Below are 24064 nucleotides of genomic sequence, written 5' to 3'. Positions count from 1 at the left end.
GTCTATCATTTTTAAATTAAATCCTTTAGCATCGATGTTATGTCGATCTTTTGATTTAAATTATGAACATAGATTTAAATGGGGTGGTCAATAGTGCTGTGCAGCGTGGTTGTACGCATTTTGATGAGCGCCCGAGTGATACTGATGTTTCTTTATTGGTAATTCACAATATATCCTTGCCGGCGGGGCAGTTTGGCACGCCCTATGTTGATGATTTATTTATGGGTACGCTTAATTGTGAAGCGCATAGCAGCTTTAGCGATTTACACGGTGTGCGGGTGTCGGCACATTGCTTTATTAAACGCAGCGGTGAGTTAGTGCAGTACGTGCCATTTACTAAGCGAGCATGGCATGCTGGGGCGTCTGAATTTAATGGGCAAACTAACTGCAATAACTTTAGCATTGGCATTGAGCTTGAGGGAACCGACACCACCGCTTATACTTTAGCGCAATACACTAGTTTAAAAACACTAAGTAAAGCCATAATGCAACGCTATCCAAATATAACAACAGAGCGAATTGTAGGGCATTGCGATATAGCACCAGGGCGAAAAACAGACCCCGGTAGTAGCTTTAACTGGCATTTATTTTTAACTATGCTTAAACAATCAGGCTAAGTGAGTAACAACAATGATTTTGGTTTCGATAATAATTGCATTAATACTTGAGCGCTTAGGTGCTCGTTCAGCCCATTGGCAAATTAGCTACTACGCAGACGGTTATGTAAATCGCTCGGCAAACCTGCTCACTAATAAAGGCGTATTTGGCTCGGGCGTTGGCTTTTTAGTGTGGCTACTTTTACCTGTACTGGCTATTGGTTGTTTATATTTGCTGTCTGACTTTGTGCTGTGGCAACTTATTTTTAATGTAACAATATTATTAGTCTGCTTTGGTTGTGCTAAACAGCGTGCTTTATATAAGTCGTACTTAAACGCTTTAACCCGAGATGATAAAACCGCAGCGACCTTATATGCACTGCAAATAGGGCAAAATCGCACCGAAGAAGAACAAGACGGCGAAACTGTTGGGCAAACCCTGGCATGGGTTAACTTTAGATTTTACTGCGCGGTGATTTTTTGGTTTGTAATATTAGGCGTAGCCGGTGCGGTTTTATATGCACTCGTACGCACATTCGCCGATTTAGTAACGCAAGATGAAGACGAAATAATAGCAAAGCATTCTAAAATGCTACACAGATTATTATTTTGGCTTGACTGGTTACCAGCGCGTATTACCAGCTTTGGTTATTTAGTAATAGGTAACTTTAATAAAGGCACTAGTTGCTGGTTACGCTACGCGCTTGATTTTTCAAGCCCTAACCGCAAAGTGGTTACTTACACCGCCTTAGCCGCAGAGCAAGTAGAAAAACGCTACTACGACTGCGCGTACGAAGCCACTTGTATGATTAAATTGGTAAAACGTAATGTATTGTTTTATTTAGTACTGATTGCATTATTAACCCTGTTTGGTGGGCTGGATTAAAGGGCAGGCTTTAGGCGTCAGGTTTTAGGAAGAGATAAAGCCAAGCTCGGTGTTTGAGGTTATACGTAGGCGAGGGGCTTGCCACCGCGCGCACGTAGTGCGAATGTTTTAAGTAATTATAGTTTTTGTTAAAAATATCGCGCCAGCAAGCTTGGCACTTACAAATTCCAGACAAAAGATAAAACTAAGCACGGTGTTTGGATTGTGTAAGTGCGGTTTTACACTTCTCTTTTCAAACAAAGATACTATTTCACAAAGAGAAGGCAATGAGAGTAAATGAGAAAACATTAAAAAGTTATCATTTTAAGCTATTACTTTTCACTGCTCTAAAGCGCAGCGCTCTTAACCTCCTTATGAATAAATGGGCTGTAATTAAAGTTACACTGCGGGCTATGGGGTGTTTACTTATTTTTGACTGCTAACACCTAAACTCTCCGCTATCACTTTTACCCTCCCTGGTCTGACCAATTTATTTTCGTCTCATTTACCTTTCTTTATTTATACTATTTTGTGTATTCTTTAAACTTTGCGCTGAATGCGTTACGCTGGCTAAGTGTCCTTAAAGCTACTGTAAATTGACAGCAATTAGGCTTTTTGTTACCGTATATCAAAATTTGGTATGACCAATTTACCTTTTGGTTAAATTGTTCAGTTCAAAGCCTGGTTTTAAGGGCTTTTGGTATTTATACAACGCGGACGTTGACTGATGTCTTTAAAGATTAAAGCTGCAAAATTATCGGATGTGATTTTACAACAACTTGAGAACATGATTCTTGAGGGATCGTTGGCACCAGGCGAAAAACTGCCACCGGAGCGTGAGTTAGCTAAGCAATTTGAAGTATCGCGGCCATCACTGCGCGAAGCGATTCAAAAGCTTGAAGCGAAAGGTTTAGTAACTAGGCGCCAAGGCGGCGGTACGTATGTAAAAAATCAGCTAGAAGAAGGGCTTACTGATCCGCTGTTTGATTTGATCAGTAAACATCCAGAGTCGCAGTTTGATTTACTTGAATTTCGCCATGCATTAGAAGGGATTGCTGCGTATTACGCTGCACTGCGTGGCACCAATAACGATTTTATTAAAGTAAAACAAAGCTTTGATCAAATTGCTTTGGTACAAGACGATTTACAACAAAAAGCGAAAGCAATAAATGCTTTTCATTTTTGTATTGCAGAGGCGTCACATAACATTGTTTTACTACATTTAGTGAGAGGCATGCAGGCATTGCTTGAGCAAAATGTATTACAAAATTTAACCGTGTTATTAACAAAATCAGATATCAGTAACCAATTAGGCCACCACCGTGGTTTGCTAATGGATGCTGTTATTGAAGGTAAGCCCGAAGAAGCACGCTTAGCTAGTAATGCGCATTTAGCATATATAGAAGAAGCATTACTGGAAGCGGGTAAAGAACATTCGCGAATTGAACGCAGTTTAAGACGCACCAAACAAAATTAAGCAAATACATCCTTACTCAAAATTAGTAAGTGGGATGTGTTAAATACACAACATTCGTATTTTAAACATAAGGAAACCTCCATATGTCTGAAGTCAATAAAATTGACGTAGACGCGCTAGAAACACAAGAGTGGTTACAAGCTCTTGAATCGGTTGTGCGCGAAGAAGGTGTTGAACGAGCTCAGTTTTTACTTGAGCAAGTGTTAGAGCAAGCCCGTTTAGATGGCGTAGATATGCCAACGGGTATTACCACTAACTACGTCAATACAATTCCGGTAGAGCAAGAACCTGCTTACCCGGGAGATGTAAATATTGAACGCCGTATTCGTTCAATAATTCGTTGGAACGCGATTATGATTGTATTGCGTGCATCGAAAAAAGATCTCGATTTAGGCGGCCATATGGCGTCTTACCAATCGTCTGCGGCATTTTATGAAGTGTGTTTTAACCACTTTTTTAAAGCACCAAACGATGTAGATGGCGGCGACTTAGTTTATTACCAGGGGCATATTTCTCCAGGTATTTATGCACGCGCATTTGTAGAAGGGCGTTTATCGGCATCGCAGCTAGATAACTTCCGTCAAGAAGTAGGTGGCGAAGGTTTACCGTCGTACCCGCATCCTAAATTAATGCCTGAATTTTGGCAGTTTCCTACGGTTTCTATGGGCCTTGGTCCTATTTCGTCTATTTACCAAGCACGCTTTTTAAAATACCTAGACGGCCGCGGCTTAAAAGACACTAAAAACCAACGTGTATATGCGTTTTTAGGTGATGGCGAAATGGATGAGCCAGAATCACGTGGCGCTATTTCATTTGCTGCACGCGAAAAGCTAGACAACCTATGTTACTTAGTTAACTGTAACTTACAGCGCCTAGATGGCCCAGTTATGGGTAACGGTAAAATTATTCAAGAGCTAGAGGGCCTATTTAAAGGCGCTGGCTGGAACGTAATTAAGCTAGTGTGGGGCAGCGGTTGGGATATATTACTGGCTAAAGATAAAACCGGTAAGTTATTACAACTAATGAACGAAACGGTTGACGGCGATTACCAAACGTATAAAGCAAAAAATGGCGCGTATGTACGTGAACATTTCTTTGGTCGTTACCCTGAAACAGCTGCACTTGTTGCTGATATGACAGATGACGAAATTTTTGCGCTTAAGCGTGGTGGTCATGAGCCATCTAAATTATTTGCTGCATTTAAAAAAGCAGAAGAAACCAAAGGTCGTCCTACTGTTATTCTTGCTAAAACCGTTAAAGGTTACGGCATGGGTGAAGCGGCTGAAGGTAAAAACATTGCGCACCAAGTTAAAAAAATGGACATGTCGCATGTTGCACACCTACGCTCACGCCTAGGCCTTGACGATTTAATATCTGAAGAGCAACTAACCGAACTGCCTTATTTAACGCTTGAAGAAGGCACTCCTGAGCACACTTACTTACACGCTCGTCGTGAAGAGCTTAAAGGTTATACACCTAAGCGTATTGCACGCTTTAGCGAAAAGTTAACAGTGCCAGAAGTAGAAGCGTTTAACCCGCTACTTGAAGAACAAAAACGTGATATTTCTACCACTATGGGTTTTGTTCGTGCACTTAATATTTTATTAAAAGACAAAGGCATTGGTAAAAACATAGTACCTATTATTGCCGACGAAGCACGTACCTTTGGTATGGAAGGCTTGTTCCGTCAAATTGGTATTTATAACCCACATGGCCAAAACTACACACCTCAAGATCGCGATATTGTTTCTTACTATAAAGAAGCTACATCGGGTCAAGTACTGCAAGAAGGTATTAACGAGTTAGGTGCAATGTCGTCATGGGTTGCTGCAGCAACATCGTACAGCACCAACGATTTACCAATGATCCCATTTTACATTTACTACTCTATGTTTGGTTTCCAACGCGTTGGCGACATGGCATGGATGGCAGGCGATCAGCAAGCACGTGGTTTCTTATTGGGTGCAACAGCTGGTCGTACTACGCTTAACGGCGAAGGCTTACAACACGAAGATGGCCACAGCCATATTCTTGCCAGCACAGTACCTAACTGTATTTCTTACGATCCAACGTATGCATACGAAGTAGCGGTTATCATTCAAGATGGTATTCGTCGTATGTATGGTGACGATCAAGAAAACATTTACTACTACTTAACGTTAATGAACGAAAACTACCATCAGCCAGCTATGCCAGAAGGCGCTGAAGAAGGTATTCGTAAAGGTATTTACAAGCTAGAGAGCTACGCAGGCAAAAAAGCCAACGTACAGCTATTAAGCTCGGGTACTATTATGACTGAAGTACGTAAAGCAGCTAAAGTATTGAGCGAAGACTACGGTGTTGCGTCTGACGTATTCTCGGTAACGTCTTTCAACGAGCTAACGCGCGATGGCCAAGATGTTGAGCGTTTTAACATGCTTAACCCTGAAGGCGAGCAAAAAACAGCGTATATCACTAGCGTATTAAACGATTCAGTAACGGTTGCAGCAACCGATTACATGAAAAACTACGCAGAGCAAGCGCGTTCGTTTATTCCTAGCAATAACTATAAAGTGTTAGGCACCGATGGTTACGGCCGCTCTGATAGCCGCGAAAACCTTCGTCGTCACTTTGAAGTTAACGCAGACTACGTTGTAGTTGCTACGTTATCTGAACTTGCTAAACGTGGTGAAGTTGAAAAGTCGGTAGTTATTGAAGCACTTAAAAAGTTTAATATCGACACCAACAAACTTAACCCACTGTACGCATAAGAGGTTTGCAATGAGTATTGAAATTAAAGTACCCGATATCGGTGGTGATGAAGTAGAAGTAACCGAAATCTTAGTAGCCGTTGGCGACGTTGTTGAAGTTGACCAAGCATTACTAACCGTTGAAGGCGACAAAGCATCAATGGAAGTGCCGGCCGATACAGCTGGCACAGTAAAAGAGATTAAAGTAAGCGTTGGCGACAACGTAGCTACTGGCTCTTTAGTGTTTATCTTTGAAGGCGAGAGTGAAGGCGAAAGTGCAGATAAAAGCGCAAGTGCAGACAAAAGCGACAGTGCAGCAGAGCAAAAAGCGCCTGCAACTGACGCTAAACCAGCACCAGCGGCTTCTAGCTCTGCAGCACAAGACGTAACCTTGCCAGATATTGGCGATGACGAAGTTGAAGTAACTGAAATTTTAGTAGCCGTTGGCGACAGCGTTAGCGAAGATCAGTCTATTTTAAGCGTTGAAGGCGACAAAGCATCAATGGAAGTGCCTGCGCCGTTTGCTGGCACAGTTAAAGAAATTAAAGTAGCGACTGGCGATACAGTAAAAACCGGTTCATTGGTATTTGTATTTGAAGTAGCGGATAGTGAGTCTGCAGCACCAGCTGCTGAGTCAACACCAGCCGAAACTAAAGCAGCACCGGCAGCCGAGCAAAGCTCAGCATCAAGCACAAAAGAAGTTAACGTGCCTGATATTGGTGGCGACGAAGTTGAAGTGACCGAAATTTTAGTAGCCGTTGGCGACAGCGTTACTGAAGATCAATCGCTACTAAACGTTGAAGGCGACAAAGCGGCAATGGAGCTTCCGGCACCGTTTGCAGGCACAGTTAAAGAAATTAAAGTAGCTACGGGCGATAAAGTATCGACCGGCTCGTTAATTTTTGTTTTTGAAGTTGCTGGTGGCGCACCTGCTGCAGCCGCTAAGCCTGAAGCCGAAAAGTCAGCACCTGCTGCTAAAAGCGAAAAGCCAGCGCCAAAAGCCGAAACAGCGACGCAATCTGCTCCAGCAGCTAGCAACGAAAGCTTTGCTGATAACAGCGCGTATGCACATGCATCGCCTGTGGTACGCCGCTTAGCACGTGAGTTTGGTATAAACCTAGCTAACGTAAAAGGCTCTGGTCGTAAAAACCGCGTAGTAAAAGAAGACGTGCAAAACTATGTTAAAAACTTAGTTAAGCAAGTTGAATCTGGTCAATTGTCGGCAGGTAAAGGCAACGCAGGCGGCAGTGAGCTTGGGCTTATTCCATGGCCTAAAGTTGATTTTGCTAAGTTTGGCGAAATTGAAGAGAAAAAACTATCGCGTATTCAAAAGCTATCGGGTAAAAACTTACACCGTAACTGGGTGCAAATCCCACATGTTACTCAGTTCGACGAAGCCGATATAACCAGCCTTGAAGAATTCCGTAAAGAGCAAAATGCCCTTAACGAGAAGAAAAAGCTAGGTGTTAAAATTACGCCATTAGTATTTGTAATGAAAGCCGCAGCAAAAGCGTTGGCCGAATTTCCAACTATTAACTCGTCACTGTCTAACGACGGCGAAAGCTTAATTCTTAAAAAGTACATTAATATTGGTGTAGCGGTTGATACGCCAAATGGTTTAGTAGTACCTGTGTTTAAAGATGTTGATAAAAAAGGCATTATTGAACTATCGCGCGAGCTAATGGAAGTATCAGCTAAAGCACGCGACGGTAAGCTTACCTCGGCAGATATGCAAGGTGGCTGTTTTACTATTTCAAGCTTAGGCGGTATTGGCGGTACGGCATTTACGCCGATTGTTAACGCGCCAGAAGTGGCTATTTTAGGTGTGTCTAAATCTGAAATGAAGCCAAAATGGAATGGTAAAGAGTTTGAACCAAAACTTATGGTGCCATTGTCAATGTCGTACGACCATAGAGTGATTGACGGTGCGCTAGCAGCACGCTTTACTGTTACGCTGGCAAGCTACATGAGCGATATTCGTCAATTAGTGATGTAATTGCTAAAAATGTATGAAATCAAATCCCAGTCAGTTGTTTTTTGCTGGGATTTTTACCATTTGCAATGATACAATCTTTGCACAGAATTTCTGCCTCGCAGAAGCATGGCAGTTAAACCTTGGGGCTGTGTCCCGTTCAAATAATTAAGGTAATAGCATGAGCAACGAATTAAAAACTCAAGTTGTTGTACTAGGCGGTGGTCCTGGTGGTTACTCTGCGGCTTTCCGTGCTGCTGACTTGGGCTTAGAAGTTACACTAGTTGAGTCTCGCGATACACTAGGCGGTGTATGTCTAAATGTGGGTTGTATCCCTTCAAAAGCGCTTTTACACGTAGCTAAAGTAATTGATGACGCAGCGGCAATGGCCGAGCATGGCGTTACTTTTGGCGCACCACAAATTGACTTAGACAAAATCCGTTCATGGAAAGACTCTGTTATTGGCCAACTTACTGGTGGCTTAACTAGCATGTCTAAAATGCGTAAAGTTAAAGTTGTATACGGTTACGGTAAATTTACTGGCAGCAACACCATTGCTGTTGAAGGCGCCGACGGTACAACAACAATTACGTTCGATAACGCAATTATTGCTGCAGGTTCTAAACCAGTTAGCTTACCTTTCATCCCAGAAGATGATCGCGTAATTGATTCAACTGGCGCACTAGAGCTTAAAGATATCCCTGAAAAGCTACTTGTACTTGGTGGTGGTATTATTGGCCTAGAAATGGGCACAGTATACCGTGCACTAGGTTCAGCAATCGACGTAGTTGAATTTGCTGATCAACTAGTACCTGCTGCTGATAAAGACATTGTTAAAATTTACCAAAAGTACGTAAGCGACAAATTTAATGTAATGCTTTCTACTAAAGTAACGGGCATTGACGCAAAAGACGATGGCCTATATGTAACGTTTGAAGGTAAAAACGCACCAGCAGAACCAGTACGTTACGACAAAGTACTTGTAGCAGTTGGCCGTACACCAAACGGTAAGTTACTTGATGCAGATAAAGCAGGCGTTAACGTTGATGATCGCGGCTTTATTAATGTTGATAAGCAGCTTAAAACAAACGTTGAGCACATTTTTGCAGTGGGCGACATTGTTGGCCAGCCTATGCTTGCGCATAAAGCGGTTCACGAAGCACACGTTGCAGCTGAAGTTATTTCTGGTCAAAAACATTACTTTGATCCTAAATGTATTCCTTCAATTGCCTACACAGATCCAGAAATGGCGTGGGTTGGTGTAACTGAAAAAGAAGCAAAAGAGCAAGGCCTTAGCATTGAAACTGCGGTATTCCCGTGGGCTGCATCAGGTCGTGCAATTGCATCTGCACGTACTGAAGGTTCTACTAAGCTTATTTTTGATAAAGAAAGTGGCCGTGTAATCGGTGGCGCTATGGTTGGTATTAACGCAGGCGAAATGCTGGGCGAAATTGGCCTAGCAGTAGAAATGGGCGCAGATGGCGAAGACTTAGCACTTACCATTCATGCTCACCCAACATTGAACGAATCAATCGGCCTAGCAGCTGAAATTTACGAAGGTTCAATCACTGACTTACCAAATAAAAAAGCAGTTAAAAAGAAAAAGTAATTTCTTTTAGTTAATTGTTTAAAAACCCAAGCCCAGCTTGGGTTTTTTTATGGGCGAAAAGCAGGTTTTAGGTATCAGGTTTCAGGCAGAGATCAAACCAAACTCGGTGTTTAGGCCGTCCGTAGGCGGGGCTTTATGCCACGCTTGTTTAAGGTTTAAGATTTAAAAAAACATTGCGCGAGGTAAACTCCCCCTACAGGGTTGGGTGTTTATTGTAGGCGGGGCTTTATGCCGCGCTTGTTTAAGGTTCAAAAACATTGCGCGAGGTAAACTCCCGCCCACGGGGGGGGTTGTAGGCGGGCTTTATGCCGCGCTTGCTGGTAACAAAATTAAAAAACATTGCGCGAGTTCAAGTAATATAAATACAATCCCAATGAGGATAAAAAGCAACACTCTTAACTAAAGATGCTCTAAGGGGATTTGCTACTATATAACGAGCACAATTAGTTAAGTCGCTTTCATCCCTAATTAAATGGTCATAAAAATCAGGTTGCCACAGCTTTTGTATTAAAAATTGCTCCCTTGCTTGTTTTGTACAGCGACCTTTGAATGTACGAATCAAGCAGCTAAGAGAAGAGCTCATTTTTAATTGAAATAACCAATGTATATGATCGGGCATAAACACAAAGGCAATCGTTTTAGATGCGTCTTGTTCCTCCAGAATTCTCATTTCATTTATTAATAATCTATTTAAATAAAGATCAGTAAATAAGCATTGTCTGTCATATGTAACTAGAGTTACGTTGTAATAGTGATTAGCTAAAGATACACGCCCTTTACGAAGTAGCTGTGATTTTTTCATTTAAAATAATCATTAGAAAAGTCATAATTTAAAAGTAGCAGTAATTTTTAAATTTGCCTAAGGTAAAGCTTTACGCCGCGCTTGTTAAAATTAAAAAACATTGCGCGAGGTGATCTTCCGCCTATAGGGTTGTATCACCTTGTTAATACCTAAAGCCCTTACATATCTATTTTCATCAAATTTAGCTACAATGCGCGCCTAATTTATTTAAGGTAAACCCCCAGTGAAAAATGCCGTTTTAGCATTACGTGCCCAACAAATAAGCGAATCGCGCCGTGAGTTTAACGCTCGAGGCGCTAAAATGACACGTTGCCAGCAATGCCTACTTGCAGAGCTTTACTGTATTTGTGAAGGGGTTGTACAAGCCGATTGCGACGCCGCTGTGTGTTTACTTATGTATCATAATGAAAGCTTTAAACCTTCAAATACTGGGCGTTTAATTGCCGAAATAGTACCTGAAAACTATGCATTTAGATGGGACAGAACTGATCCCGATGCCAAACTTTTAGCATTAATAAACGATCCTCAATATCAACCTATGGTTGTATTTCCTGCTGAAGATGTAGAGCCGGGCAGAGCGGTAACTGAAGTAAATATAACAGCCGGTAAAAAACCGCTACTTATATTTTTAGACGGCACCTGGCGCGAAGCTAAAAAAATGATCCGCAAAAGTCCGTATTTAGATAACCTTCCGGTATTGTCGATCACTGCCGACAAACTCTCAGACTACCGCCTTCGCGTTGCTCCCCATGCGCATCAACTTGGCACCGCAGAAGTGGCCATTATGGTGTTAGCGTTAGCGGGAGAGAAGGATGCAGCCTCTAAATTAGAACAGCACTTTATAAAATTCCGCGACGCGTACTTATTAGGTAAACGCAATAAAGGCAGGCCAGAGTAAAAGGGCTGGTTTCAGGCAGAGATTAAACCAAAATCGGTGTTTAAGTTGCTCGTAGGCGGGGCTTTATGCCGCGCTTGTTAAAATTAAAAAACAGATCGAGGTAAACTCCCGTCTACAAGTCGGTCTATATCACTTATCTATAGCTTAAAAGCTAGAACCTTATATCTATAGCTTTTAATATTTTTATAATTTATTTCCTGCTTCCCTCACGTTACTCAAAAAACAAACTACTCTTTTAACAATAGTTATTTGTAACTAAAAATACACTCAATACAATCAACTTTTTTACTATTTAAAAAATAAAACAAATAAAAAAGCATTACAATTGCGCCTTTTACATTTATAAATTATCCTTCAGCGATATATCACCCTAAGGGAATATCATTCAAATGAGTCAGCAAAAACAAGCTATAGTCGACCAGGAAGTTACTTTTGGTATTGATGAAGAACTACTCTCTACTACAGATTTACAAGGAGTCATAACTTACGCAAATGATAATTTTTGTAAAGTTGCTGGGTATACATTAGACGAGCTAGTAGGTAATAACCATAGTATGGTGCGCCACCCAGATATGCCCAAAGCTGCGTTTGCCGATTTATGGTCTAATTTAAAAAATGATATTGCTTGGCGAGGTGCAATTAAAAACAGATGTAAAAATGGTCAATACTACTGGGTTGACGCATTTGTAACGCCAATTTATGAAAATGGAAAAAAAATAGGCTATCAATCTGTTAGGCGCCGACTATTACCTGAGTACTTAAACAGCGCAGAAAATCTGTATAAGCGTATTAATAGTGGCAAGTCTATAAATACATTTACTCATAAGCTATCGGCACTCAAACTCCCTCTATATTTATGCTTTAGTGCACTTTTTGCTTGGTTAGCTAGTTATTCACTGTGGTTTATTTTGCTGTTTATTCCTCTGCCATTTGTTATTTATTATGATCAGCTCGTTTTATCACAGCGATACCTTAAAAAAAGAAAAACTGAGTCAGACAGTATCTCTCGCCATGTGTTTTCGGGCAGTAATATATTTAGTTTTGCTGATTTTCAAATTAAATTACTCGAAGGAAAAGTCACTACAATAGTAGGGCGGATCATCGATGGAACATTGAGTTTAGAAAAGGGTGCCAACTCGCTCAAAGCCGTTGCTCAAAAATCTAAATTGGGAGTTGAAAAAGAAGCTGCAGAGCTACATCAGGTTTCGTCAGCGGTTGAGCAAATGGTTAACTCAATTGATGAAGTTGCCAAAAGTACTGTTATAACTACCCAGAAAGTAAATCAAGCGCATTCAAATTGTGAAGCAGCTACGCAGGCTATGTCGCAAACTATGGATAAAGTTTCTTTACTCGCAAATGAGGTAGATAATTCAGCTAATTCAGCAACAGAATTAGCCAAAGAGGCAGGTAAAATTGGCGATATCATGCAAGAAATTCAAGGTATTGCAGATCAAACTAATTTACTTGCGTTAAACGCAGCCATAGAGGCAGCGCGTGCTGGAGAGCATGGTAGAGGTTTTTCTGTCGTTGCAGATGAAGTTCGCGCACTATCAAGTAGAACCCACTCTGCCACTGAGCAAATACAAACATCTATAGCAGAAATGCAGTCAACGTTATTAAGCTGGTCTAAAACGATGGAAGTTGGAAAAAACGCTGCCGAAGACTGTGTTAAAGAAACACGCCAAACACAAGACGTTGTTTCTCAGGTGCATCTTTCTATTAGTGATATTTCAGATCTCACGAGCCAAATATCTACAGCTGCCGAAGAACAAAGTATGGTATCGCAAGAGATTAGCCGTAACATTTACAATATTAGTGAAACCTCAAGCGAAAACCTAACTCAAGCACAATTAGTAGAAGTCGAATCAGATTCTATTGATAAACGCTCAAAAATGCTTGCATCATTAGGGCTATCTTTCAAAGTAGATTAAAGGGCGGGTAAGAGCAGGTTTCAGGCATTAGGTTTTAGGCAGAGATTAAGCCAAAATCGGTGTTTAAGTTGCCCGTAGGCGGGGCTTTATGCCGCGCTTGCTAAAATTTGCGCGAGGTAAACTCCCGCTTACGGGGTGTGTTTATTGTAGGCGAGGCTTTATGCCGCGCTTGTTAAAATTTGCGCGAGGTAAACTCCCGCTTACGGGGTGTGTTTGTTGTAGGCGGGGCTTTATGCCGCGCTTGTTAAAAATCAAAAAAGCGCAAGGTAAATTTCCTACTACAAGTTCTGTATTTTTGTTTGTTTAATATGGGTTTTTAAAAGCGTAAAAATTTGAGAAGCAACGTAAGGAATTTAAAGTTTTCTTGAGGAAAGAAAAATTGGGGCGATTGACGGGGCTTGAACCCGCGACAACCGGAATCACAATCCGGGGCTCTACCAACTGAGCTACAACCGCCACAACACACCTTGGTTGGTGTGAGGCGCATAATACATAAAGTATTAAAAGTTGTGAAGCAAAAAAGTGAAAAAAATTAAAAAAAGAGTGGAGTAGCATGTTTAGCGTGCGTTTCGCACGAAAAGTAGTCAAGTTAACTATTGTTTTAATAAGTAACTGGATTAAATCTCATTCATGCAAACCCATTATCTAATGAATCTAAAATGTAAATAATATATAATTTGCCGATAAAATCAGATGAACGACCTTCAGGGACCAAAAATGGAATCGGTACTCAATTGGCTTAATGAAAACTCAGGCCTAATTTTACACTATGGAATACAAGCGGTAATAGCGCTGGTTATCTTTTTATTAGGTGGGCGAATTGCAAAATTTTGTGCAAACTTAACCGAAAAAGCATTCGACAAAAAGAAAGTAGACAAAGCAGTAGGCTCATTTGTTTCTAGTATTGTATTTGCCATAGTATTTATGGCGACCGTTTTAATGGCGCTGTCGCAAATAGGGATCGAAACAACCTCATTTATTGCTATTTTAGGTGCTGCGGGTTTAGCTGTAGGTTTAGCATTGCAAGGATCGCTTTCTAACTTTGCATCAGGCGTGCTGATTATTTTACTACGCCCTTTTAAATCGGGCGACTACGTAGAGGCAGGTAATAAAGCCGGCACTATTAAAAAAATCGAAATATTTTCAACAGAGCTGCGCACCCCAGATAACAAAGTTATCATAATGCCAAATTCAAAAATCATGTCAGATGCAATCGTTAATTACTCACGAGAGTCAACACGCCGTATAGATTTAGTCATTCGTGTAGATTACGATGCCGATTTACGCAAAGCGAAAGAAGTGCTTAAATCAATACTCGATAGCGAGTCACGCATTTTAAAAGATCCGGCTTATAACGTATCAGTATCTGAGCTTGCTGAATCAAGCGTAAACTTTATAGTTCGCCCGTGGGTTGAGTCAGCCGATTATTGGCCTACATACTGGAGTTTACTCGAAGAAATTAAAATCATATTTGATGAGCAAGGGATCAATATTCCAGCTCCTCAAATGGATGTACATTTACGCAAACAAGATTAATTTACTTACAGCTATACAAAGGTTATTTTTAAATGAAACTAAAGCTTTTATCAATTTTAGTTGCAGCAACAGCAGCAACTAACGCATTTGCAGACGACGCTGAGCAAAAAACCTGGGAAGTTACCAGTGAGCTAGGCGCTATTATTACCAGCGGTAACACCGAAACCACCACACTTAAAGGCGGTATTAAGGTATTGCATCATCTAGAACGTTGGAATAATGAGTACAAAATCGACGGTATTTATAAAGAAGACGAAGTAGAAAACGACGATGGTACAAAAGACAAACAGCGTACTAACGAAAAATACGCTATTTCTGCACAAGGCAATTACAAATTAAATGAAAAACACTCGCACCTATTCATTTATGGTTCACACGTTTCAGACTATTTTGGTGCCTATAGAAGTGAGTCGGTAGTTTCTGCTGGTTATGGTAGGCGTTTAATTAACGAAGACACTATGTGGCTAAATGCCGAAGTCGGCCCAGGTTATAAACGTTTTAAATACCCAGACGAAAGCAGCGAGGTTGACGACAACGGTAACTCACTTGCGGGTGAGTTTGAAGGCGAAATTATTGCCTTAGGTAAGTTAGATTACAACTGGCAGATTTCTGATAACGCCCGTTTTACGCAACTAGTAACAGTAGAGTATGGTGACACCAACACCAAAACACGTTCAGAAACTGCACTACTTGCTAAAATAAATGGTTCATTACAAATGAAGGTTGCTTACAACATTATTAACAACTCAGACGTTGCTGATGACAAAGAAAGTACCGATACAGAGACCTCACTAACATTGGTTTACAGTTTTTAACCAATAATACCAAGTTAATGACATTTAAATGACTAAGGGGGCGAAAGCCCCTTTTTTATTAGTTTAATAGTAATGTACAATACACAGCAATTCTTGTTGTAGACCTAGGGAAATACCCACTCGTGAACGTTTTTAAACACTTGTTTAGTGCTTTAGTATTAATATGTAGCTTTAGCACATTAGCACTCACCCCGAGTGCGTCGCAAATAGAGCAATTTAAAAAATTACCAAAGTCTCAACAGCAGGCATTGGCAAAGCAGTATGGTGTTGATCTATCGGTAATAACTGGGTCAAGCCAATCAAGTAATCAACCTACTGTTGAAGAACCAACAATTGGTGAGCGCGATTCTACACAGCAGCAAAACCAAGCAGAAATTAACAAAAACCAATTCAAACCAAAAACAGACGAAGTAAAACCATTTGGTTACGAACTTTTTGCCGGTGAACCGACTACATTTATGCCTAGCGAAACCGCAGCAGTGCCCGACACCTACTTAGTAGGTCGTGGCGATCAGCTACTAATCAATTTTTATGGTAAAGAAAGTAATAACTTTGAAGTAATAGTCGATCGCGAAGGGCGCATTAGCATTCCTAACTTAAGCCCAGTACAAGTAGCGGGTTTAACTTTTGGTGAGGTTAAAGAGCTAATAAAAGTTAAAGTAGAACAAGAAATAATTGGCGTTAAAGCTTTTGTGTCACTTGGTCAGCTACGTAGTATGCGCATAATGGTATTAGGCGAAGCCTATAAGCCAGGTAGCTATAGCGTATCGTCGTTAACTACTGTATCGCATGCATTATTTGTAAGTGGTGGTGTGTCGGATATTGCCTCATTACGTAATATTCAGGTAAAGCGTGCGGGTAAGGTAGTTGCTAATTTTGATTTATACGATCTACTTATTCATGGTGATAGCAGTAACGATATAACTTTAAAACCAGGTGACGCCGTATTTGTACCTTCAGTTGGTGCTCAAGTAACGGTAGAAGGCTTAGTTAAACGCCCGGCTATATTCGAACTTAAAAAAGGAGAAACTGCGAAAGAGTTGTTAGCTATGGCTGGTGGCTTAAAACCAGGTGCCTATACTAAAAATGCAGTGGTAGAACGTTTTAATAACAACCGTAAAGAAGTGCTAACTGTAGACTTTTCAGCTGAAAATATAAATTATATTCCGCAAGACGGTGATCGCGTACGCTTTAATACCATAAGCTCGCAATATAAAAACTCAGTTAATTTAATTGGTGCCGTAGTACGCCCCGGTAGCTATGAATGGCATCAAGGTAAACGTATTTCCGATGTACTAAAGTCGGTACGTGGCGACCTACTTCCGCAAGCTGATTTAAGCTATGGTTTAGTAGTACGAGAAGTAAACATTAATGGCGATATACAAGTACATCAGTTTGATGTAGCTCTCGCCATTATTAAAAATAGCGAAAACGACTTAGCTCTGAGCGCTAACGATAAAATAATTATATTTAGCCGATTTGAAGAAAAACAGGCTGAGCAGTTAGCGCTTAAAAATATGGCACTAAGCCAAAAACAGCAAGAACAGCAACTCAAAACAGAGCTGTGGCATAAATACGAACAAAAAGAGTTTGAAAAATACGTTGGTGCCGAACTAAGTATTAATACTGCATTGCAAAATAGCGATCAAACTTTAACTATTTCTCAGGTGTCTAAAAAAACAGCGGATAATAAAAGCTTAGTATCAGAGGAGTTTACCTTCTTTAGCCGCAATAAATTGTTATCGCCGATAATAGCTAAATTAAAACAACAAGCATCACTTAATAAAGAAATGCAGCTAGTTGAAATTAATGGCAGTGTAACGTACCCAGGTATTTACCCATTAATGGTTAATGGAAGTGTTGTTGATTTAGTTACCGCTGCAGGCGGTTTGCTTGAGTCGGCTTATACAAAACAAGCAGAAATAACACGCATAGCAATTAACGATGGATCTCAAATTGAGCATGTTAGATTCGATTTAGCAAGTGCCATTAAAGGAAACCCTCAAAGTAACATTACACTGCGCAGTAAAGACAGTATCAATATTTTTGCAATTCCAAACTGGCAAGAAAACGTAAAAGTAACTTTAAAGGGCGAGCTATTATTCCCAGGAACTTACACAATTCGCCGCGGCGAAACATTGACTAATTTACTAGAGCGTGCGGGTGGATTTTCAGATTTTGCAGAGCAAAAAGCTGCGGTGTTTATTCGCCAATCGGTTAAGCAGCAAGAGCAACAGCAGTTAGCGCGTTTGGCAACTGAACTGCGTCGCGATGTGGCATCTAAAAGCTTTCAAGACTCTGTAAGTAGCAGTGCGCTTTCGTACGACGAAATGAACAAGTTACTTAACGATTTGGCTAGCGTGGAAGCAGTTGGGCGTTTAGTGATTGACCTGCCTTTAATTGCAAATAACCAGCAAAACTTAGTGCTACAAGATGGCGATACACTTTACGTGCCTAGTAAGCGCGACTCTATCAGCGTAGTGGGAGAGGTTAATTATGCAACTACTCACTTATATAAAGCGGGTATAAGCGTAGACGACTACCTTAAGCTAAGTGGTGGCCTTAAAGAGCGTGCCGATGACGACCGCATTTATATAATTAAAGCGAATGGCTCGGTAAAAATACCTAACACGGGTAATTGGTTTGCAGTTAATAACTCAGAGCAGTTAGAGGCTGGTGACACCATAGTAGTACCTATGGACGCAGGGCATATGGATAAGCTAACGCTGTGGAGCACAGCTACCCAGATCCTTTATCAACTGGGTGTCGCAGTTGCAGCAATTGGTAGTCTTTAATTTAGAGCAGTTTTTTTATAAATATTTGTTGAGTCGATTCTAATATGATAAGCATAACTAAAAAGGTGATGAAGTGAGCACTGAAAGTTCAGTCAAAAATATTGAGTATAATAATCAGTCACATGTATCAAACGATGTACTCGAATTAGGTGAACTAATTATTATTCTTTGGCGTTGCAAGTGGTTCATTGCTATTTTAAGTACAGCTTTTTTACTCTTATCGATATTTTATGCGATTAATCAGCCTAATATTTATCGTTCTGAAGCACTTATTATTCCAACAGTGCAGGAGAAACCTTCATCATTAACATCACAATTTGGTGGTATCGCTAGTTTAGCGGGTATAAATGTTGGAAGCGCTAATGCTGGGAATAATGTTCAACTAGCGTTAGAAATAATGAAATCTCGTAAATTTATTGATGCATTCATAAATAAACATCAAATATTGGCTGATTTAATGGCTGCTGAAGGCTGGGATTCTAATTCGCAAAGTCTCTTATATAACAAAGATTTATATGATATTGATAATAAGGTCTGGTTAAGGAAGGTTGCTCCACCATTGGAAGCAAGACCTTCAGCACAAGAGGCATATAAACGTTTTTCGAAAATACTTAGTATTGAAGAAGATGAAACGACTGGCTTAGTGAGAGTCGCGATTGAACACTACTCAGCTCAAGTAGCAAAGAATTGGGTAACTCAACTTATTTTAGATATAAATTCAGAGATGAAAAAGCGCGATGTAGATGAAGCAATTAAAAGCCAAGACTTTTTAACTAAACAGCTTAAGACAACCAAAATTGTAGATATGCGCTCTGTTCTTTTCGGCCTTTATGAAGAGCAATCTAAAACAATTATGTTTGCAAACGTGCGTGATGAATATATTTTTAAAACAATCGATCCAGCTTTCGCTCCTGAAGAGAAAGAGAGTCCTCGTAGAGCATTAATTTGTATTCTTGGGGCTATTGGTGGGTTTCTTATTAGTATTTTTTTGGTAGTGGCACGTCTACTTTATACCCGTCCAAGAGTAGCTTAATTATGATTTATTTTGATTCCAATAAAAAAGATTGTCACAGGGAAGAACGCCCAAATGAGTAATATAATCTCTCTAATGGTTGCTTTTTTTACTTGTTTTTTCATTATTTGTCTTTGCGAACCTGTAGCTGTAAAAATGGGTTTAGTTGACACGCCAAACAATAGAAAAAAACACGAAGGGCAAGTTCCTTTGGTTGGTGGGGTGGCAATATATATTGGTGTATTGATTTCTTCACTAATGCTTTTAGATTACACACATACTTTCCAAGTTTACATACTTACATCTTCTATTGTTTTGATGGTAGGTGTACTTGATGATCGCTTTTCACTTAGCGTAAAACTTAGGGTGGTCGTTCAAATTTTATTGGCTTTGATAATGTTTTATTGGGCTGATGTATCGCTAAAGAGCCTTGGTAATATTTTGGGTTTTTTTGAGGTGGAATTAAATAGCTTTAGTGTGTTTCTAACTATTATTGCGGTTATTGGAGGGATAAATGCCTTTAATATGGTAGATGGTATTGATGGGTTAGCTGGTGTATTAAGTATGATTAGCTTTATCGCTTTAGCTATTCTACTGGGTACTGCTGGTTCGACATGGTATTTGCTTTGTTTGTTATTTATTTCAGCCATCACAGCCTTTTTACTATTCAATCTTCGCTGGCCAAGTAAGCAAATGAATAAGGTATTTATGGGGGATGCTGGAAGCATGTTAATAGGATTTACAGTGGTATGGCTTCTGTTGATCGGAGCAGATGAAAAAGTTGCAGCATTTAAGCCAGTAACAGCCTTGTACTTAATTGCAATTCCCCTTATGGATATGGCTGCAATAATGTATCGAAGAGTCAGAAAAGGTAAGTCGCCTTTTGATCCTGATCGTGACCATTTACACCATATATTTGAACGTGCAGGCTGCACCAGAAAACACTCGTTAGTAATTATTTCTCTGATGTCTATAACATGTGCTCTATTAGGTAGTGTTTTAGATTATTTAGGAGTACCTGAGTGGATATTATTAACTATCTTTATTTTAATATTTATTCTTTATTGTTACGCCCTATCTCGTATATGGCGAATATTAAGCTGGGTAAGAAAACATTAATCTAAAAGAATAAATAAAGGTGAATTCATGAGTATTAAAGTATTAACTGTTTTTGGAACAAGACCAGAAGCTATAAAAATGGCACCTCTTGTAAATGGATTTATTACAGACGAGCGATTTAATTCAAAAGTTTGCGTTACAGGTCAGCATCGAGAAATGTTAGATCAAGTATTAGAGTTATTTGAAATCACTCCAGATTATGATCTCAATATAATGAAATCAGGCCAAACTTTACCTGAGATAACATCAAAAATACTTGTTGAACTTACTCCAGTGATAAAATCATTTAAGCCAGATCTAGTTTTAGTTCACGGAGATACTGCAACAACTTTTGCAGCTAGTTTAGCCGCATACTATGAGCAGGTGCCAGTTGCTCACATAGAAGCAGGTTTAAGGACCGGAGATATATATTCACCATGGCCAGAAGAAGCAAATAGAAAGCTTACAGGAACCCTAACGAAGCTTCACTTCGCTCCTACAGAATCCTCTAAACAAAACTTGTTAAATGAAGGCTATCCAGAAAAAAACATAACAGTTACTGGCAATACTGTAATTGATGCGCTATTTCATATTCGAAAAATTTTGGAGTCAAATGAACCTTTAAAAGCAGAGCTTAAACAGCAATTTCCTTTTCTAGAACAAAATAAAAAAATAATTTTAGTAACGGGACATCGAAGAGAAAGTTTTGGTGACGGTTTTGAAAATATTTGTAAAGCGCTAGCAAGCGTAGCAAGTGCTTATCCAGATGCTCAAATTGTCTATCCTGTTCATCTCAACCCTAATGTACAAGAACCTGTAAATCGTGTATTAAAAGGTATCGATAATATTTACCTAATCGAGCCTCAGCAATATTTACCATTTACCTACCTAATGGATAATGCTTATATTATCTTAACGGACTCAGGCGGAATACAAGAAGAAGCGCCGAGCTTAGGTAAGCCGGTATTGGTAATGCGTGATACAACTGAAAGACCTGAAGCCTTAGAGGCTGGAACTGTAAAATTAATTGGAACTGATAAAGATAGAATCATCCGAGAAATAAAATTATTGATGGATGATGACACAGAATATAAAAAAATGAGTCAGGCGCATAATCCATACGGTGATGGGATGGCTGTTAAGCGTATCCTTGATGAAATCAGTAAGAAAAATTTTAAATAAAAAATCTTTAAAGTTTTAATAAATTAAAAAGTAATTGCTATGAACCTATACAAAGCGATATTGAGTGTTGGAACGTCTCGTTTAGTTTCTGCGTTTATAGCATTTTTAACTTCTGTAGTGATAATGAATGAGTTATCAGTAACCGAATATGGGGACTTTTACTTTTATTTATCTATAATCACATTAGCTACTACATTGCCTTCTGTAGGTATTAATAATAGTTACGTATTTAATTGTGATACATCTTTAGAGCGGAAGTTCATATCAATAAAAATGTTAATCGCGCTTGCTTTGTCAGTTTGTGCATTAATACTATATATTTTAAGTTTAATACCAGACCAGTTAATTATTGTTTGTTTAATTACCGGGTTTTGTTTATCTATTTTTGATTCACATCTATCTAATTTACAATGCAAAAAAAAATTCTTTAGTTATGCTATTACGCTTCCTCTTAAAAATATAGTAATTTTAATTACTGCTTTATTTTACTTATCTTCATTTGATAATCCTGTTTATATCTATTCGTATTTATCTGTCGTTATTTTAATCATATTATTATTTATCTATTCCAAGCATATTAATTTCAAGCTAAATTTTTCATTATTTAGTAAAATGGCCGGAAACTTCTATTTTTTTGAAATATCTTCACTAATAATGATACGCTCAGAAACATGGTGGTTAAAATACTATAGTGATGGAGGACAAATAGATGGTAAACAGTTAGGAATATATGGCGTCGCATTTACTGTTTGTGCAGTCGTTTCGATTGTCTCTACAGCGATAAACTCTGCATTATTACCTTTTGTTAAAAATAAACCCTCATTATTAAAAATTAAAAATATAATTATATTGTTCTTACTATCATCGTTTTTCTTAGTTTTATTTTATTTTGTAACTTATTTGATTGTTCAGTATTTTTTCAGTGAAAAATACGGAGAAGTTATATTTTATTTAGGTCCAATCCTACTTGGAATGCTATTTAGCTTTCTCGCTGGGTTCGTTCGTTTAGAACTGGTTAATCGAAATCTTAATACTTACCTTAATAAGGTATATACGTTTCAATTGTTGCTTACAATTATATTAGGAGGGGGGCTTATTGCCTTCTTTGGTATTTTTGGTGCGATAACTGTTTTCGCTGTTGTACGTTTTATAGGCTTAATACTAATACTTTTAAAATATGATTATAAAAATGATAAAATCTCTCTTTAAAAAGAGTCCAAACTTTAAGTTTGTAGGCAAAAAAACATTGATATCAAAAGGTAAGTTTTACTTTCCGGAAGAAATTTATATTGGTGATTATTGTTACGTAGGCCCTGAAGCGTATTGGTATGGAGTTGGTGGAGTAAGCATCGGACCAGGGACATTAATTGGTCCTCAATCGACTATTTGGACCGCAAATCATAACTATGAATCACAAACTTTGGTCCCTTACGATGAAGAGATCATTAAAAAGAAAGTTACAATTGGAAGTGTTTGCTGGCTCGGTTTTGGCGTAAAAATATGTCCAGGAATTAATATAGGGGATGGAGTGGTTATTGCTATGGGAAGTGTAGTAACTAAAGACATACCTAGTTATTCGATAGTAGGTGGAAACCCTGCAAAAATAATAGGGCAAAGAAAGAACTTAGATGAATTTAAGCAGTTGCTTAAAGAAAAAAAATACTATTTAGAGTCTAAAAATGGATAAATTTAAATGTTTGATTAGAGGAGCCTACGGGGCTTCCAACTTTGGTGATGATGCTCTATTGGATGTTATATATACAAAGTTACTATCAAAATATTCAGAGCAAGAAATAGCTATTTGGGGAAGTAATAATGCTTACATTTCGAAATGCTACCCAAATTCAAAAGCGATTGTTAAAAAAGATTTATATAAGACAAGGTGCAATAGCCTGATATATGGTGGCGGGACTCAGTTCTACGACTTTGGAAAAGCAAGAAGCTCCAAACAGTTATGGGACCTATTATTAAATCCAAGCTATACACTAAATAAATTAAAGAATAAGTTGTTCAATAAAGGTATTAAGCCTATTGAATATGATAAGGAATTTTATTTAGCCGTTGGCTTAGGCCCATTCTTACCCGATTCTAAAGTAAAAGAAAATGTACTTAAAAGAATGAAAATCTCTAACTTTGTTTCACTAAGAGATAATAAAAGCATGTGCTTTGCTGAAGAAGGAGATGTTCAGGCAATTAAAACTGTTGATATTTGCCTATCTAAAACGATAGCTGAAGGAAAAAAAGATAATGGTCGCATTGCTGTTGTGCTTAGAGATTGGGAACATACACATAGTGAATATACAGTTGAATATCTTTTCGAACAGGTTAAAGGGTTAGAGCTTTCAGAAGTAGACTTTATTACGTTTGGCCCCGATACAAAATTAAAAGAGTTCCTTAAAGAAAATAACTTGAGCTCATTTGAGTGGGACCCATATTCAATGACCATAAATGAGTTTTTAGAAACATTTGGTAATTATAAAATGGTGTTTTCTAGTCGTTATCATGGCGTAATATATTCCGTACTTCTTGGAATTCCTGTTATTGCATTACCAATCGAGCCAAAATTAATCCAAGCTTCTATAGAGCTCAATGGTGTAATTCTTTATAAACCTCAAATGGGCTTTAAGCATTATAAAAATCAGATTGAAAATAATTATGATAAAATATCTGCTGATTTATTAGAGACTAAAAGACTCAAGTTTATTGAGTCAAATAAAACGATAGATACCTTATTAGCGAGCTTATAA

18 protein-coding genes and 1 tRNA gene are annotated in these 24064 nt (G+C 38.9%); 17 read left to right on the top strand and 2 right to left on the bottom strand.

Annotated features, from left to right (window positions below; genetic code table 11):
* Positions 1-62 precede the first annotated feature (62 nt).
* From ampD to lpdA, 6 genes are all read left to right on the top strand, one after another.
* The gene (ampD, locus tag AAEZ18_RS08950) at positions 63-617 is read left to right on the top strand and encodes a 1,6-anhydro-N-acetylmuramyl-L-alanine amidase AmpD (RefSeq protein ID WP_192532782.1); all 555 of its coding nucleotides are present in this window, start codon (positions 63-65) and stop codon (positions 615-617) included.
* A 13-nt stretch (positions 618-630) separates the two neighbouring features.
* Positions 631-1482, top strand: coding sequence for a beta-lactamase regulator AmpE (gene ampE / locus AAEZ18_RS08945; RefSeq protein WP_197182925.1), 852 nt, complete (start codon positions 631-633; stop codon positions 1480-1482).
* Positions 1483-2188: 706 nt separating this feature from the next.
* Positions 2189-2938: a pyruvate dehydrogenase complex transcriptional repressor PdhR gene (pdhR, locus tag AAEZ18_RS08940; RefSeq protein WP_011327101.1), complete on the top strand. Its 750-nt coding sequence runs from the start codon at positions 2189-2191 to the stop codon at positions 2936-2938.
* A gap of 83 nt (positions 2939-3021) precedes the next feature.
* Positions 3022-5688, top strand: a complete 2667-nt coding sequence (aceE, locus tag AAEZ18_RS08935; protein WP_011327102.1) for a pyruvate dehydrogenase (acetyl-transferring), homodimeric type — start codon at positions 3022-3024, stop codon at positions 5686-5688.
* A gap of 10 nt (positions 5689-5698) precedes the next feature.
* Positions 5699-7663, top strand: a complete 1965-nt coding sequence (gene aceF / locus AAEZ18_RS08930; RefSeq protein ID WP_192532805.1) for a pyruvate dehydrogenase complex dihydrolipoyllysine-residue acetyltransferase — start codon at positions 5699-5701, stop codon at positions 7661-7663.
* 157 nt (positions 7664-7820) lie between these two features.
* A complete protein-coding gene (gene lpdA, locus AAEZ18_RS08925; protein WP_192532804.1) occupies positions 7821-9248 on the top strand; it encodes a dihydrolipoyl dehydrogenase in 1428 nt (475 codons plus the stop codon).
* A 349-nt stretch (positions 9249-9597) separates the two neighbouring features.
* Here the strand turns inward: lpdA and AAEZ18_RS08920 are convergent, their stop codons facing one another.
* On the bottom strand, positions 9598-10050 hold the full coding sequence (locus AAEZ18_RS08920; RefSeq protein ID WP_089367699.1) for an REP-associated tyrosine transposase: 453 nt from the start codon (positions 10048-10050) through the stop codon (positions 9598-9600).
* 223 nt (positions 10051-10273) lie between these two features.
* Between AAEZ18_RS08920 and AAEZ18_RS08915 the strand changes: the two genes are divergently transcribed.
* Together AAEZ18_RS08915 and AAEZ18_RS08910 are read left to right on the top strand one after the other, a co-directional pair.
* Positions 10274-10948, top strand: a complete 675-nt coding sequence (locus AAEZ18_RS08915) for a tRNA-uridine aminocarboxypropyltransferase (protein WP_350594520.1) — start codon at positions 10274-10276, stop codon at positions 10946-10948.
* Between the two features lie 389 nt (positions 10949-11337).
* Positions 11338-12879: a methyl-accepting chemotaxis protein gene (locus AAEZ18_RS08910; RefSeq protein ID WP_350594518.1), complete on the top strand. Its 1542-nt coding sequence runs from the start codon at positions 11338-11340 to the stop codon at positions 12877-12879.
* A 380-nt stretch (positions 12880-13259) separates the two neighbouring features.
* Here the strand turns inward: AAEZ18_RS08910 and AAEZ18_RS08905 are convergent.
* Positions 13260-13335: transfer RNA gene (locus AAEZ18_RS08905), tRNA-His, on the bottom strand.
* 261 nt (positions 13336-13596) lie between these two features.
* Here AAEZ18_RS08905 and AAEZ18_RS08900 point away from each other — a divergent pair.
* The 9 genes from AAEZ18_RS08900 (at position 13597) to AAEZ18_RS08860 (ending at position 24064) form a co-directional block, all read left to right on the top strand.
* The gene (locus AAEZ18_RS08900; protein WP_011327107.1) at positions 13597-14415 is read left to right on the top strand and encodes a mechanosensitive ion channel family protein; all 819 of its coding nucleotides are present in this window, start codon (positions 13597-13599) and stop codon (positions 14413-14415) included.
* Positions 14416-14447: 32 nt separating this feature from the next.
* The gene (locus AAEZ18_RS08895) at positions 14448-15230 is read left to right on the top strand and encodes a DUF481 domain-containing protein (protein WP_179807200.1); all 783 of its coding nucleotides are present in this window, start codon (positions 14448-14450) and stop codon (positions 15228-15230) included.
* A gap of 122 nt (positions 15231-15352) precedes the next feature.
* Complete coding sequence (locus AAEZ18_RS08890; RefSeq protein WP_350594515.1) at positions 15353-18025, top strand: SLBB domain-containing protein; 2673 nt, start codon at positions 15353-15355, stop codon at positions 18023-18025.
* Positions 18026-18098: 73 nt separating this feature from the next.
* A complete protein-coding gene (locus AAEZ18_RS08885) occupies positions 18099-19058 on the top strand; it encodes a Wzz/FepE/Etk N-terminal domain-containing protein (protein WP_350594513.1) in 960 nt (319 codons plus the stop codon).
* A gap of 54 nt (positions 19059-19112) precedes the next feature.
* Positions 19113-20156, top strand: a complete 1044-nt coding sequence (gene wecA / locus AAEZ18_RS08880) for a UDP-N-acetylglucosamine--undecaprenyl-phosphate N-acetylglucosaminephosphotransferase (RefSeq protein WP_350594511.1) — start codon at positions 19113-19115, stop codon at positions 20154-20156.
* 27 nt (positions 20157-20183) lie between these two features.
* The gene (gene wecB / locus AAEZ18_RS08875) at positions 20184-21317 is read left to right on the top strand and encodes a non-hydrolyzing UDP-N-acetylglucosamine 2-epimerase (RefSeq protein ID WP_350594510.1); all 1134 of its coding nucleotides are present in this window, start codon (positions 20184-20186) and stop codon (positions 21315-21317) included.
* Between the two features lie 39 nt (positions 21318-21356).
* Positions 21357-22526, top strand: coding sequence for an oligosaccharide flippase family protein (locus AAEZ18_RS08870; RefSeq protein WP_350594507.1), 1170 nt, complete (start codon positions 21357-21359; stop codon positions 22524-22526).
* Positions 22507-23004, top strand: a complete 498-nt coding sequence (locus AAEZ18_RS08865) for an acyltransferase (protein ID WP_248280161.1) — start codon at positions 22507-22509, stop codon at positions 23002-23004. Before AAEZ18_RS08870 ends, AAEZ18_RS08865 begins: the two co-directional genes overlap by 20 nt.
* On the top strand, positions 22997-24064 hold the full coding sequence (locus tag AAEZ18_RS08860) for a polysaccharide pyruvyl transferase family protein (protein WP_170072629.1): 1068 nt from the start codon (positions 22997-22999) through the stop codon (positions 24062-24064). Before AAEZ18_RS08865 ends, AAEZ18_RS08860 begins: the two co-directional genes overlap by 8 nt.

This window comes from Pseudoalteromonas sp. 19-MNA-CIBAN-0066, assembly GCF_040308705.1.
GTDB classification, from domain to species: Bacteria; Pseudomonadota; Gammaproteobacteria; order Enterobacterales; family Alteromonadaceae; genus Pseudoalteromonas; species Pseudoalteromonas nigrifaciens.
Note: the sequence above shows the minus strand (reverse complement) of the source record. Positions and strands in the feature narration are given on the sequence as shown.